This is a genomic window from Plasticicumulans sp. (assembly GCF_035331805.1).
In the GTDB taxonomy this organism is placed as follows: Bacteria; Pseudomonadota; Gammaproteobacteria; order Competibacterales; family Competibacteraceae; genus Plasticicumulans.
On record NZ_DAOLKE010000006.1, the window covers coordinates 1 to 13,350 of the forward strand.

Annotated in this window: 12 protein-coding genes; 6 read left to right on the forward strand and 6 right to left on the reverse strand. The window is 68.5% G+C overall.

The features are described from left to right. The 6 genes from PKE44_RS01275 to rpsB all read right to left on the reverse strand — a co-directional run. The coding region (locus PKE44_RS01275) for a phosphatidate cytidylyltransferase (protein ID WP_324547847.1) at positions 1 to 603 on the reverse strand (603 nt) is incomplete at its 3' end. Then, a complete protein-coding gene (uppS, locus tag PKE44_RS01280; protein WP_324547848.1) occupies positions 596 to 1,345 on the reverse strand; it encodes a polyprenyl diphosphate synthase in 750 nt (249 codons plus the stop codon). The genes uppS and PKE44_RS01275, both read right to left, overlap by 8 nt. Before the next feature lie 38 nt (positions 1,346 to 1,383). Then, entirely contained in the window at positions 1,384 to 1,941 is a 558-nt protein-coding gene (gene frr, locus PKE44_RS01285; protein ID WP_324547849.1) for a ribosome recycling factor, read from the reverse strand. A 9-nt stretch (positions 1,942 to 1,950) separates the two neighbouring features. Further along, a complete protein-coding gene (pyrH, locus tag PKE44_RS01290) occupies positions 1,951 to 2,691 on the reverse strand; it encodes a UMP kinase (RefSeq protein ID WP_324547850.1) in 741 nt (246 codons plus the stop codon). A gap of 93 nt (positions 2,692 to 2,784) precedes the next feature. Continuing rightward, positions 2,785 to 3,666 (reverse strand): translation elongation factor Ts, encoded by an 882-nt coding sequence (gene tsf / locus PKE44_RS01295; RefSeq protein ID WP_324547851.1) that lies wholly within the window; start codon positions 3,664 to 3,666, stop codon positions 2,785 to 2,787. 112 nt (positions 3,667 to 3,778) lie between these two features. Further along, the gene (gene rpsB / locus PKE44_RS01300) at positions 3,779 to 4,525 is read right to left on the reverse strand and encodes a 30S ribosomal protein S2 (RefSeq protein WP_324547852.1); all 747 of its coding nucleotides are present in this window, start codon (positions 4,523 to 4,525) and stop codon (positions 3,779 to 3,781) included. Positions 4,526 to 4,805: 280 nt separating this feature from the next. Between rpsB and map the strand changes: the two genes are divergently transcribed. The 6 genes from map to pstB all read left to right on the forward strand — a co-directional run bounded on the left by map (position 4,806) and on the right by pstB (position 13,325). Then, entirely contained in the window at positions 4,806 to 5,573 is a 768-nt protein-coding gene (gene map, locus PKE44_RS01305; RefSeq protein WP_324547853.1) for a type I methionyl aminopeptidase, read from the forward strand. A 17-nt stretch (positions 5,574 to 5,590) separates the two neighbouring features. Then, positions 5,591 to 8,281 (forward strand): [protein-PII] uridylyltransferase, encoded by a 2,691-nt coding sequence (gene glnD / locus PKE44_RS01310; protein WP_324547854.1) that lies wholly within the window; start codon positions 5,591 to 5,593, stop codon positions 8,279 to 8,281. A gap of 223 nt (positions 8,282 to 8,504) precedes the next feature. Continuing rightward, positions 8,505 to 9,554, forward strand: a complete 1,050-nt coding sequence (locus tag PKE44_RS01315; RefSeq protein WP_324547855.1) for a PstS family phosphate ABC transporter substrate-binding protein — start codon at positions 8,505 to 8,507, stop codon at positions 9,552 to 9,554. A 136-nt stretch (positions 9,555 to 9,690) separates the two neighbouring features. Continuing rightward, positions 9,691 to 11,073 carry a phosphate ABC transporter permease subunit PstC gene (pstC, locus tag PKE44_RS01320; RefSeq protein ID WP_324547856.1) on the forward strand — a complete coding sequence of 461 codons (1,383 nt, stop codon included), beginning with the start codon at positions 9,691 to 9,693 and terminating at the stop codon, positions 11,071 to 11,073. Between the two features lie 65 nt (positions 11,074 to 11,138). Next, on the forward strand, positions 11,139 to 12,398 hold the full coding sequence (pstA, locus tag PKE44_RS01325) for a phosphate ABC transporter permease PstA (protein ID WP_324547873.1): 1,260 nt from the start codon (positions 11,139 to 11,141) through the stop codon (positions 12,396 to 12,398). 84 nt (positions 12,399 to 12,482) lie between these two features. Continuing rightward, positions 12,483 to 13,325, forward strand: a complete 843-nt coding sequence (gene pstB / locus PKE44_RS01330; protein WP_324547874.1) for a phosphate ABC transporter ATP-binding protein PstB — start codon at positions 12,483 to 12,485, stop codon at positions 13,323 to 13,325. Positions 13,326 to 13,350: the final 25 nt, after the last annotated feature.

Genomic DNA, 13,350 nt, shown 5'->3' on the forward strand with positions numbered 1-13,350 from the left:
CTGGGGCGCGCTGGCGGCACCGGCCAGCGCCACCAGCGCCGTCGCCGCCAGCGCGCCCCAGGCGCCCTCGCGGGTCTTGCCCGGACTGATCTGCGGCGCGAGCTTGACGCGACCGAAGCGCCGGCCGGCGAAGAAGGCGCCGATGTCGGCCCCGGCGACGAGGAACATCAGCAGCAGCACCCAGCCCGGCCCGTAGCCCGGCGCATCGTGCAGCACCGTGAACGCGACGCCGCCGCCGGCGAGCACGACGAGGCCGCTGATCACCCACCATTCGCGCGGCTGCGCCAGCGCCGGTTCGGCGGCATAGCGGCGCAGCCACAGCGGCACCGGCAGCAGCCAGAACAGCGCGGCGAGCAGCACCAGCAGCAGACCGAAGCCGGTCTCGCCGCCGAGCCAGCCGAGCAGCAGCAGCACGAGCCACGCGCCATGGAAGGCGATGCGCGCGCCGTGACCGGGCAGGCCGATCAGCTGCAGCCATTCGCGTGCCCCGAGCGCGACGATGCCGGCGACCAGCAGCATCAGCACGCCGCTCGGCAGCCACAGCACGCCGAGGATCGCGACCGCGGCCAGCACCAGCGCGGTCAGGATGCGCTGTCTAAGCACCCCGCTGCTCCACCTGGTCGCCGGTGCGCCCGAAGCGGCGCTGGCGGCGGCCGAAGGAGTCGAAGGCGGCATCGAGGGCGGCCTCGTCGAAATCGGGCCACAGGCAGTCGGTGAAGTAGAACTCGGTGTAGGCCATCTGCCAGAGCAGGAAGTTGCTGATGCGCTCCTCGCCGCCGGTGCGGATGAAGAGATCCGGCTCCGGCAGGTCGGCGAGGCTGATGTGGCGCTGGATCAGCCCGGCATCGATGTCCTCGGGCCGCAGCCGCCCGGCGGCCACCTCGATCGCGAGTTCGCGCGCGGCGTTGGCGATGTCCCAGCGCCCGCCGTAGTTGGCGGCGATGACGACGGTCATGCCGGTGTTGCGGCCGGTGGTTTCCTCGGCCTGGATCATGGCCTCGCGCAGCCGCGGCGAGAACGGCGTGCGGTCGCCGACGAAGCGCAGCCGGGCGTTGTTGTCCATCAGCCGCTTCATCTCGGAGCGCAGCACCACCGAGAACAGCTCCATCAGCAGCTTGACCTCCAGCGCCGGGCGTCGCCAGTTCTCGCTGGAGAACGCGAACAGCGTCATGGCATCCAGCCCGCGGTCGATGCCGTGCTGCACGACGCGACGCAGCGCCTTGACGCCCTCGCGATGGCCGAACGGTCGCGGCAGCTTGCGGTTCTTCGCCCAGCGGCCGTTGCCGTCCATGATGATGGCCACGTGCCGGGGCAGGGTGCCGGGTGTGCTGTCGGAGCTGCTCAAGGAGGATGTCCTGCGTCGAGGGCCGGGAGAAAAACCGTTCAGATTTCCAGCAGTTCCGCTTCCTTGGCGGCGACGAGCTTGTCGATCTCCTCGACGAAGCGGTCGGTGATCTTCTGCACGTCGTCGGTGCCGCGACGCTCGTCGTCCTCGCTGATCTCCTTTTCCTTCTGCAGCATCTTCAGGTCGGCGATCGCGTCGCGGCGGATGTTGCGCACGGCGACCTTGGCGCTTTCGCCTTCGTGCCGCACGACCTTGCCCATCTCGCGCCGGCGCTCCTCGGTCAGGGCCGGCAGCGGCACGCGGATCACGGTGCCGACCGTGACCGGATTCAGGCCGAGGTCGGAGGTCATGATCGCCTTCTCGATCGGGCCGACCATGGTCTTCTCCCAGGGCTGCACGACCAGCGTGCGCGCATCGGAGACGTTGATCGACGCCGCCTGCGACAGGGGCACGCTGTTACCGTAGTACTCGACGTGCACGTGATCGAGCAGGCTCACGTGCGCACGCCCGGTGCGCAGCTTGGCGAGTTCATGGCGCAGCGCGTCGACGGATTTCTCCATGCGCGATGCGGCGTCCTTCTTGATGTCGTTGATCATCTGTCAGTCTCAGCCTCGGACCACGGTGGTGGCGATGCCCGGCACGCCGCAGACCACGCGCACGATCTCGTCGGGGCGGTTGAGGTCGAACACCTTCAGCGGCATCGAATGCTCGCGGCACATGACGATCGCGGTCGTGTCCATGACCTGCAGCTTGCGGGTGATGGCCTCGTCATAGGTGATCGTGTCATAGCGCGTCGCGGTGGGGTCCTTCTTCGGATCGGCCGTGTAGATGCCGTCGACCTTGGTCGCCTTCAGCATCACCTCGGCGTTGATCTCGATCGCGCGCAGGCTCGCGGCCGAATCGGTCGTGAAGAACGGGTTGCCGGTGCCGGCGGCGAAGATCACGACCCGGCCCTTCTCGAGATGGCGGATCGCGCGGCGGCGGATGTAGTCCTCGCACACCTGGTTGATGCGCACGGCCGACATCACGCGCGCGAACACGCCGATGCGCTCCAGCGCATCCTGCATCGCCAGCGAGTTCATGACCGTCGCCAGCATGCCCATGTGGTCACCGGTGACGCGATCCATGCCGGCCTCGGCGAGGCCGGCACCGCGGAACAGGTTGCCGCCCCCGATCACCATGCCGACCTCGACGCCCATGCGGTTGACCTGGCCGACCTCGTTGGCGATGCGGTGGATGACGCCCGGATCGATGCCGAAATCGCCCTCGCCCATCAGGGCTTCGCCGCTGAGTTTCAGGAGGATGCGCTTGTAGGCGGGTCTGGCGTCCGGCATGGGAAAGTCCATCGTTGGATTCGGGGGACCGTTAATGTATCAGGAGCCCGCCGTGCCCGCGCGTTTGTGGTGCACTGCGACAACAGCGGGCTCCCGCACGGTCCCTCAGCTGCCGCGCACCTGGGCCATGACCTCGTCGGCGAAGTTCTCCTGCTTCTTCTCGATGCCTTCGCCGAGTTCATAGCGCGTGAACGCGACGACGCTGGCACCGCGGCCCTTGAGCAGCGCGGCGACGGTCTGCTTGCCTTCCGGATCCTTGATGAACACCTGGCCGAGCAGCGTGTTCTCGTTCAGGAACTTGCGCACGCGACCCTCGACCATCTTCGCGGCGATCTCGGGGCTCTTGCCTTCGTTGACGGCGTTGGCGAGCGCGATCTCGCGCTCCTTCTCGACGACCTCGGCCGGGACCTGCTCGGGCGACACGCACAGCGGGCGGCTCGCGGCGATGTGCATCGCCACGTCCTTCGCCAGTTCCTCGTCGCCACCGGCGAGTTCGACCAGCACGCCGATGCGCGTCCCGTGCAGGTAGGAGGCGAGCACGCCGCCGGCGGTCTCGTAGCGCACGAAGCGGCGCACGGCGATGTTCTCGCCGATCTTCGCGACCTTCTCGCGGCGGATCTCGTCGACCGACTTGCCATCGGCGAGCGGCGCGGCCAGCAGTGCGTCGAGATCGGCCGGGCTGGCGGTGAGCGCGCTCGCGGCAACCGCAGCGGCGAAGCCCTGGAACTCGTCGCCCTTGGCGACGAAGTCGGTCTCGCAGTTGACCTCGACCAGCGCGACGGCCTTGTCACCGGCGGCGACCACCAGCGTGCCCTCGGCAGCGGTGCGCCCGGCCTTCTTGTCGGCCTTGGCGAGCCCCTGCTTGCGCATCAGCTCGACCGCCGCCTCGATGTCGCCGCCGGTCTCGGTCAGCGCCTTCTTGCATTCCATCATGCCCGAGCCGGTACGCTCGCGCAGTTCCTTGACCATGGCTGCGGAAATGGACATGTCAGTGGATTCCTCTTTGCTTCATCTGAAAGATGCAGCGCATGCCCGGACGGCACGCGCAAAAAGGCCCGCTTGCCTTGGGCTCGCGGGCCTGCGGCCGGAACGGGACGGATCAGCCGGCGGTCCGCTCGGCCGGGACCTCGACGAAGTCCTCGTCGGCGCGGGCGGCAACCGGCAGCGCGCCGCGGGCGGTCATCACGGCGGCGGCGGCGCCGTCGGCGTACAGCGTGATCGCGCGGATCGCGTCATCGTTGCCGGGGATCACGTAATCGACGCCATCGGGCGAATTGTTGGTGTCGACGATGCCGACGACCGGGATGCCGAGCTTGCCGGCTTCCTGGATCGCGATCTTCTCGTGACCGACGTCGATGACGAACAGCGCATCCGGCAGCGCCGGCATGTCCTTGATGCCGCCGAGGCTGCGCTCGAGCTTTTCCATCTCGCGGCGCAGCAGGATGACTTCCTTCTTCGACAGGCGCTCGAAGGAGCCGTCGGCGCTCATCTGCTCGAGATCCTTCAGGCGCTTGATCGACTGGCGCACGGTCTTGAAGTTGGTCAGCATGCCGCCGAGCCAGCGGTGGTTGACGTACGGCATGCCGCAGCGCGCCGCGGCTTCGGCCACGGCCGTGCGCGCCGAGCGCTTGGTGCCGACGAACAGGATGCGGCCGCCGTTGCCGGCGAGCTTGCCGACGAAGTTCATCGCGTCGTTGAACAGCGGCAGCGTCTTTTCGAGGTTGACGATGTGGATCTTGCTGCGCGCGCCGAAGATGTAGGCACCCATCTTCGGGTTCCAGTAACGGGTCTGGTGGCCGAAGTGGACGCCGGCCTCCAGCATGTCGCGCATCGAAACGGTGGACATCGGGACTCCTTGGAACGAAGTTCGGGGTTGAGCCTCCACGCGCCCCGCCCGGCGACCCGTTCGTCCGGACGACGAAAAGGGCACCCCGCCGGACGTGCCGGTCACGTGTGAGTAGTCTCGGGTTGTACTTCGGAAGGTTGGCCCCGCATGCAATTGCCCGCGGGGCGGCGGCTTTATACCATACGCGGTCTTTTCACCCAACAGCGCCCGGTCGCCGTCCGCCGGCCCGCACCGCCTCGCGCCGCTGCTGCCGCCCCGCCCTCCCGCCGTCGAGACCTGCATGGCCATTTCCATCAAGACGCCCGAAGAGATCGAACAGATGCGCGTCGCCGGCCGTCTGGCGGCCGAACTGCTGGCGATGATCGAACCGCACGTGCGCGAGGGCGTCACGACCGAGGAGCTCGACCGCCTCTGCCACGAGTACACGGTCAATGTGCAGCAGGCGATCCCGGCGCCGCTGAATTACCGCGGCTTTCCGAAGTCGATCTGCACATCCGTCAATCACGTCGTCTGCCACGGCATCCCGGGCCCGAAGAAACTCAAGCGCGGCGACATCGTCAATGTCGATGTCACCGTCATCAAGGACGGCTGGCACGGCGATACCAGCCGCATGTTCGAGATCGGCGAGGTGCCGGTGATCGCGAAGCGCGTCTGCCGCATTTCCAAGGAATGCATGCTGATCGGCATCGAGATGGTGCGCCCGGGCGTGCGCCTCGGTGACATCGGCCATGCGATCCAGCGCCACGCCGAGGCCAACGGCTGTTCGATCGTGCAGGAATACTGCGGCCACGGCATCGGCCGCGTGTTCCACGAGGACCCGCAGGTGCTGCACTACGGCAAGCCCGGCAGCGGCCCCGAACTCGTGCCCGGCATGACCTTCACGATCGAACCGATGGTCAACGCCGGCAAGCGCCACGTGAAGCTGCTGCCCGACGGCTGGACCGTGGTCACCAAGGATCACAGCCTGTCGGCGCAGTGGGAACACACGGTGGCCGTGACCGAGCACGGTGTCGACGTGCTGACCGTGCGCCCCGGCGATCCGCTCTGAACGCTTCCGGAGGCGCCATGCCCGCCAGCCCCGATTCCGTTGCCGCCGCGGCGGCTGGCACCGAACTGCTCGATCTGGCAGCACTTGGCGCAGCCCTCGCCGCCGCCGGGCCGCCGCCGGTGCGCGCCTTCCGCGAGGCGCTGCGCGCCGCCGACACCCGGCTGCGCGAACGCTTCCGCCAGGGCGTGCACGCACGCGTGCTGGTGCCGCTGCGCGCGCGCCTCGTCGACCGGCTGCTGGCGCTGCTGTGGCGCCATTTCATCGGCGAGGCGCGCACCGATCTCGCGCTGCTCGCCGTCGGCGGCTATGGCCGTGGCGAGCTGCATCCGGGCTCCGATGTCGACATCATGCTGCTGCTCGCCGCGCCCGAGGATGCCGGCACCGGCGCCGCGATCGAGCAGCTGCTGACCTTCCTGTGGGACATCGGCATCGAGGTCGGCCAGAGCGTGCGCACGGTCGAGGACTGCGTGCGCGAATGCACGTCCGACATCACGGTCGCGACCAACCTGATGGAAGCGCGGCTGATCACCGGCCCCGAGGCGCTGTACGCCGACATGCGCACGCGCATCGCCCCGGGCCGCGTCTGGCCGCCGGCGGCGTTCTTCGAGGCCAAGCGCGCCGAGCAGCAGCAGCGCTACCGCAAGTTCCACGACACCGAGTACAACCTCGAACCGAACGTCAAGGAAGGCCCCGGGGGCCTGCGCGACCTGCAGATGATCGGCTGGGTCGCCAAGCGCCATTTCGGTGCCCGGACCCTGCACGGCCTGATCGCCCACGGCTTCCTGACCGACGCCGAATTCACCGAGCTGAGCGAATACCAGGACTTCCTGTGGCAGGTGCGCTTCGGCCTGCACGCGATCACCGGCCGGCGCGAGGACCGGCTGCTGTTCGACCACCAGCGCACGCTCGCCAAGCTGTTCGGCTATGCCGATCACGGCGGCCAGCTGGCGGTCGAGCGCTTCATGCAGGACTACTACCGCACGGTGATGGCGCTGTCGCAGCTCAACGAGATGCTGCTGCAGTTCTTCGAGGAGGCGATCCTGCACGAGGACGCCGAGCCGGTGCCGCTGAACCGCCGCTTCCAGGTGCGCAACGGCTATCTGGAGGTCACGCGCCCGAACGTGTTCCTGCGCTATCCGGTGGCGCTGCTGGAGGTCTTCCTGCTGCAGCAGCAGCACGCCGAGATCCGCGGCGTGCGCGCCGAGACCATCCGGCTGATCCGCGCGCACCGCCCGCTGATCGATGACCGCTTCCGCAGCGACCTGCGCGCGCGGGCGCTGTTCATGGAGATCATGCGCCAGCCCAAGCGCCTGACCCGGCAGCTGCGGCGCATGAACAAGTACGGCATCCTCGCCGCCTACCTGCCGGAGTTCGGTTCGATCACCGGACGCATGCAGCACGACCTGTTCCACACCTACACGGTCGATCAGCACACGCTGTTCGTGATCCGCAACCTGCGCCGCTTCTACCTGCCGCAGTTCGAGAACGAATTCCCGCACTGCACGGCGGTCTGCCGGCGGCTGCCGAAGCCGGAGCTGCTGTACATCGCCGGGCTGTACCACGACATCGCCAAGGGTCGCGGGGGCGATCACTCGGTGCTCGGCGCCGACGATGCCGAAGCCTTCTGCGAGCGCCACGGCCTGTCGCGCTACGACACCAATCTGGTCGCGTGGCTGGTGCGCAATCACCTGATCATGTCGCTGACCGCGCAGAAGAAGGACATCCAGGACCCGGACGTGATCCACGCCTTCGCGCAGCGCGTCGGCGACCAGACCCACCTCGATTACCTGTACCTGCTGACCGTCGCCGACATCCGCGCCACCAACCCGAGCCTGTGGAACCACTGGCGCGCGTCGCTGCTGCGCGATCTCTACGAATCGACGCGTCAGGCGCTGCGCCGCGGACTGGTCACGCCGCTCGACAAGGAGGAACACATCCGCGACGTGCAGGCCGAGGCCCGCCGCATCCTCGGGCGCACGATCACCGACGACTCGCGCATCGACCAGGTCTGGGCGCAGTTCGGCGATGACTACTTCCTGCGCTACGCACCCGACGAGATCGCCTGGCACACGCGCGCGGTGCTGAAGAAGCGCGACGACGGCCGGCCGCTGGTGCTGGTGCTCGCGCGCAAGGACGAGCGGCGCGGCGGCACCGAGATCTTCATCTACGCCCGTGACCAGAAGGACCTGTTCGCGCGTGTGACCGCGGCGCTCGATGCGCTGAACCTGAACGTGCTCGATGCGCGCATCATCACCAGCCTCGGCGACTACACGCTCGACAGCTTCACGGTGCTCGAGGACACCGGCGAGCCGATCAGCGGCCGGACGCGCATGCGCGAGATCATGCAGCGCCTGCGCTGGCAGCTGCAGCACCCGGAAGCGCCGCTCGCGCCGCCCTCGCGCCGCGCGCCGCGCGCGCTTCGGCATTTCCGCACGCCGACCACCGTCTACTTCGCCGAGGACGCCGCGCAGCGGCACACGGTGCTGACGCTGATCACCACCGACCGGCCCGGCCTGCTCTGCCGCATCGGCCACGCCTTCATGCACTGCGGCATCCGCGTGCACAACGCCCGCATCGCAACCATCGGCGCGCGCGCCGAGGACATCTTCCTGATCACGGACGACGCCCAGCGTCCGCTCGCCGACCCGCTCTCCCAGACGCGCCTGCGCGAGGCCCTGGAACGCCAGCTTGACGGCGATCCGATCTGACGCGCATCGACATCACGCTGCAATCCACGGTCCGCACACTGTTTCCGCCGGTCCCGACCGGCTGCGCCGGCACGGCAGCCCGCTGTCATCACAGCGCAACAAAACCCTGCAGGCTGTCATGAAACCGTAGCAATGCCCGGCCAGAATGCGCCGCGCCCTCAGATCAAGCTCCTGCTCCGCCAGCGCGCGGATCTGACAAATTCATGTCTCACCGGAGGTTTTCGTGAACAAGCCGCTTCTCGCGCTCGCCGTGACGGCAAGCCTCGCTGTCGCCGCCGTCGTGCAGGCCCAGTCGGCCCGCGACTACATCAGCGTCGTCGGTTCCTCGACCGTGTATCCGTTCACGACCGTCGTGGCCGAACAGTTCGGCAAGAGCACGAAGTTCAAGACGCCGAAAATCGAATCGACCGGCACCGGCGGCGGCTTCAAGCTGTTCTGCGCCGGCGTCGGCCCCGAGCATCCGGACGTTTCCAATGCCTCGCGCGCGATCAAGACCTCGGAGATCGAGAGCTGCGCGAAGAACGGCGTCACCGACATCGTCGAGGTCAAGATCGGCTACGACGGCATCGTGTTCGCCAACGCCAAGGGCGCGCCGTGGGTCAAGCTGACGCGTGCGCAGATCTACCTCGCGCTCGCCAAGACCGTGCCGGACCCGAAGGACCCGACGAAGCTCGTCGCCAATCCGTACCAGAACTGGAGCCAGATCGACGCCGGTCTGCCGAACGCCAAGATCGAGGTGCTCGGCCCGCCGCCGACCTCGGGCACGCGCGATGCGTTCGTCGAGCTGGTCATGGACCACGGCTGCGAAACCTTCCCGGCGATCAAGGCGCTGAAGGACGGCGATCCGAAGCAGTTCAAGGCCGTCTGCCAGACGATGCGCGAGGACGGCAGCTTCATCGAGGCCGGCGAGAACGACAACCTGATCGTGCAGAAGCTCGTCGCCAACAAGAGCGCCTTCGGCATCTTCGGCTACAGCTTCATGGAGGAGAACCTCGACAAGGTGCAGGGCTCGATCGTCGAGGGCCACTCGCCGACCTTCGAGGAAATCGCCGCCGGCAAGTATCCGATCGCGCGCCCGCTGTTCTTCTACGTGAAGAAGGCACACGTCGGCGTGATCCCCGGCCTGAAGGAGTTCGTCAACGAGTTCGTCAGCGAGAAGTCCTTCGGCACCGACGGCTATCTCGCCGACAAGGGCCTGATCCCGCTGCCCGACGCCGAGCGCAAGTCGGTCACTGCCGCGGCGCGCGAACTGAAGACGATCGGCAGCAAGTAAGCTGCCGGCCGGCGAGCGCCGTGAGGTCCGCCGCAGGCGGCGGGGTGCGGATGACGCGCCCGGCCGCCTTGCGCCGTCCCCGCCCGGCAGTGCGGCCCGTACACGGCATTCCCCAGCCCGCCGCGGATTTCCGACGATGACACCATCCCTGACTCTGGCGCTCCTGCTCGGCCTCACGGCCCTCGCCTATCACCTCGGCCGGCGGCGCGCGTTCACCGTCGCCGGCGGCCGCGTGAACCGGCTGCATTCGCTGCCCGGCTACTACGGCCTGCATGCCGCCCTCTGGTGCGCGCTGCCGGCACTGGCCCTGTTCCTGATCTGGATCTCGCTCGAAGGCGGGCTGCTGACCCGGCTCGTGATCGCCGGGCTGCCCGAAGCCCTGCGCGAACAGCCGCCGGCCCAGCTCGCGCTGCTGCTCAACGACATCCGCAACGTCGTCGCCGGCAGCGTCGAACCCGCCGCGGCCCGCCCCGAGGTCGCCGCCGCTGCCGCGCGCTATCTGGACCTGCGTGCCGGCGCCGGCTACGGGCTCGCCGTGCTGGTCACCCTGCTCGGCCTCGCCGGCCTCCACCACGCCTGGCGCCGCGTCACCCCGGGTTTCCGCGCCCGCAACCATGTCGAGCAGGCCGGCATGTGGTTCCTGATCGCCTGCGCGAGCGTCGCGATCCTGACCACGGTCGGCATCGTGCTGTCGGTGCTGTTCGAATCGCTGCTGTTCTTTCGCAAGGTCCCGGTCACGGACTTCCTGTTCGGCCTGGACTGGAGCCCGCAGACGGCGATGCGCGCCGATCAGGCCGGCGCCTCGGGCAGCTTCGGCATGGTGCCGCTGTTCACCGGCACGCTGCTGATCTCGGCGATCGCCCTGCTGGTGGCCGTGCCGCTCGGACTGATGTCGGCGCTGTACCTGTCCGAATACGCACCGCCGCGCGTGCGCACCTGGGGCAAGCCGCTGCTGGAGGTGCTCGCCGGCATCCCGACGGTGGTCTACGGCTTCTTCGCGGCGCTGACGGTCGCGCCGTTCATCCGCGAGCTCGGCACCGCGATCGGCCTCGAAGTGGCCTCGGAGAGCGCGCTGGCCGCCGGTCTGGTCATGGGCATCATGATCATCCCGTTCGTGTCCTCGCTGTCCGATGACGTGATCAACGCCGTGCCGCAGGCGATGCGCGACGGCTCCTACGCGCTCGGGGCGACGCGCTCCGAGACGATCCGCCAGGTCGTGCTGCCGGCGGCGCTGCCCGGCATCGTCGGCTCGGTGCTGCTCGCCGCCTCGCGGGCGATCGGCGAGACGATGATCGTCGTGATGGCCGCCGGCCTGTCGGCGAACCTGACCGCGAACCCGCTCGATTCGGTGACCACGGTCACGGTGCAGATCGTGACGCTGCTGGTCGGCGACCAGGAGTTCGACAGCCCGAAGACGCTGGCCTCGTTCGCGCTCGGCCTCGTGCTGTTCGTCGTGACGCTGCTGCTGAACATCGTCGCGCTGCACGTCGTGCGCAAGTACCGGGAGCAATACGAATGAACCAGGCTTCCACTTCCCCGCGCGGCATCCAGGCCATCGCGCCCGAGCGCCGGCTCGGCGGCAGCATGCACACTGCCCTCGTGCGCCGGCGCAAGGCCGCCGAGCGGCGCTTCCGCGCCTACGGCGCCGGCGCGCTGATCCTGAGCCTCGGCTTTCTGGTGCTGCTGTTCACGAACATCATCGGCACCGGTGCCAGCGCGTTCCGCCAGGCCTACGTGCGCCTCGATGTCGATTTCGCTGCCGCCGAGCTGAGCCCGGACGGCCGGCGCGACCCCGAGACGCTCGCCGCCGCCAACTATCCCGGCCTCGTGAAGGCCGCCGTGCGCGCAATGTTCCCGGAGGTCACGTCCCGGGGCGAGCAGCGCGACCTGCAGGAGCTGGTCAGCTCCGGCGCGGCCTTCCAGCTGCGTGACCAGGTGCTGGCCGATCCGTCGGTGATCGGCACGCGCGCGAGCGTCTGGGTGCCGGCGAGCGCGCTGCTCGATGGCCTGCTCAAGGGCAGCTACGACCGCAGCGCCCCCGAGGCCGAGCGCCGGATCAACGACCGTCAGATCGCCTGGGCCGACCGGCTGGCCGCCGACCACCGGCTCGAACTGCGCTTCAACCGCATCCTGTTCACGAACGGCGACTCGCGCGAGCCCGAGCAGGCCGGCATCCTCGGCGCGGTCATGGGCTCGCTGTTCACGATGCTGGTGACGCTGGCGCTGTCGTTCCCGATCGGCGTCGCCGCGGCGATCTATCTGGAGGAATTCGCGCCGCGCAACCGCTGGACGGATCTGATCGAGGTCAACATCAACAACCTCGCCGCGGTGCCGTCGATCGTCTACGGCCTGCTCGGCCTGGCGGTGTTCATCAACTTCCTCGGCCTGCCGCGCTCGGCGCCGCTGGTCGGCGGACTGGTGCTGACGCTGATGACGCTGCCGGTGATCATCATCGCCTCGCGCGCAGCGCTGACCTCGGTGCCGCCGTCGATCCGCGAGGCCGCGCTCGGCATGGGTGCCTCGCGCATGCAGACCGTGCTGCATCACGTGCTGCCGCTCGCGCTGCCCGGCATGCTGACCGGCGCGATCATCGGCATGGCGCGCGCACTCGGCGAGACCGCGCCGCTGCTGATGATCGGCATGGTCGCGTTCATCGTCGACGTGCCGGGCAGCCTGACCGCTCCGGCCACGGCCCTGCCCGTGCAGATCTACCTCTGGGCCGACAGCCCCGAGCGGGCCTTCGTCGAGCGCACCTCGGCCGCGATCATCGTGCTGCTGGCATTCATGGTGCTGATGAACCTGCTCGCCGTGATCCTGCGCCGGCGCTTCGAGCGCCGCTGGTAAGCGCAGCACACCCACCGCATCTGCATGCCGGAAGACACTACGATGACCCGACCGGAACCGCTGAACCGAATCGAGGAAACCCCGATGCCGGAGCTTCACCCGCAGCCCGAGGCGGACCACACCGCCCCGGCCCCCGTCGGCCACCGCACCGTCGGTACGGTGACCGTCGACAACCCGAAGATCGCCGCGCGTGACGTGAACGTGTTCTACGGCGAGAAGCACGCGATCAAGCACGTCGACATCGACATCGGCATCAATGAAGTCATCGCCTTCATCGGCCCCTCGGGCTGCGGCAAGTCGACGTTCCTGCGCTGCCTCAACCGCATGAACGACACCATCGACGGCTGCCGCGTCGAGGGTGCGATCACGCTCGACGGTCAGGACATCTACGACCGCGAGCTCGATGTCGTGCAGCTGCGCGCGCGCGTCGGCATGGTGTTCCAGAAGCCGAACCCGTTTCCGAAGTCGATCTACGACAACGTCGCCTACGGCCCGCGCATCCACGGCATGGCCAGCTCGCGTTCGGAGCTCGATGACCTCGTGCAGTGGAGCCTGGAGAAGGCCGGCCTCTGGAACGAGGTCAAGGACCGCCTGCAGCAGCCCGGCACCGGACTTTCCGGCGGCCAGCAGCAACGGCTCTGCATCGCGCGCGCGATCGCCGTCAGCCCCGAGGTGATCCTGATGGACGAGCCCTGCTCGGCGCTCGACCCGATCGCGACCGCGAAGATCGAGGAACTGATCGACGAGCTGCGCGAGAACTACTCGATCGTCATCGTCACGCACTCGATGCAGCAGGCCGCACGCGTGTCGCAGCGCACCGCGTACTTCCACCTCGGTGACCTGATCGAGGTCGGCGAGACCGAGCAGATCTTCACGAACCCCGTGCACAAGCTGACCGAAGGCTACATCACCGGCCGCTTCGGCTGAGCCGCCCTGCCCCGCCCGCCCCCAG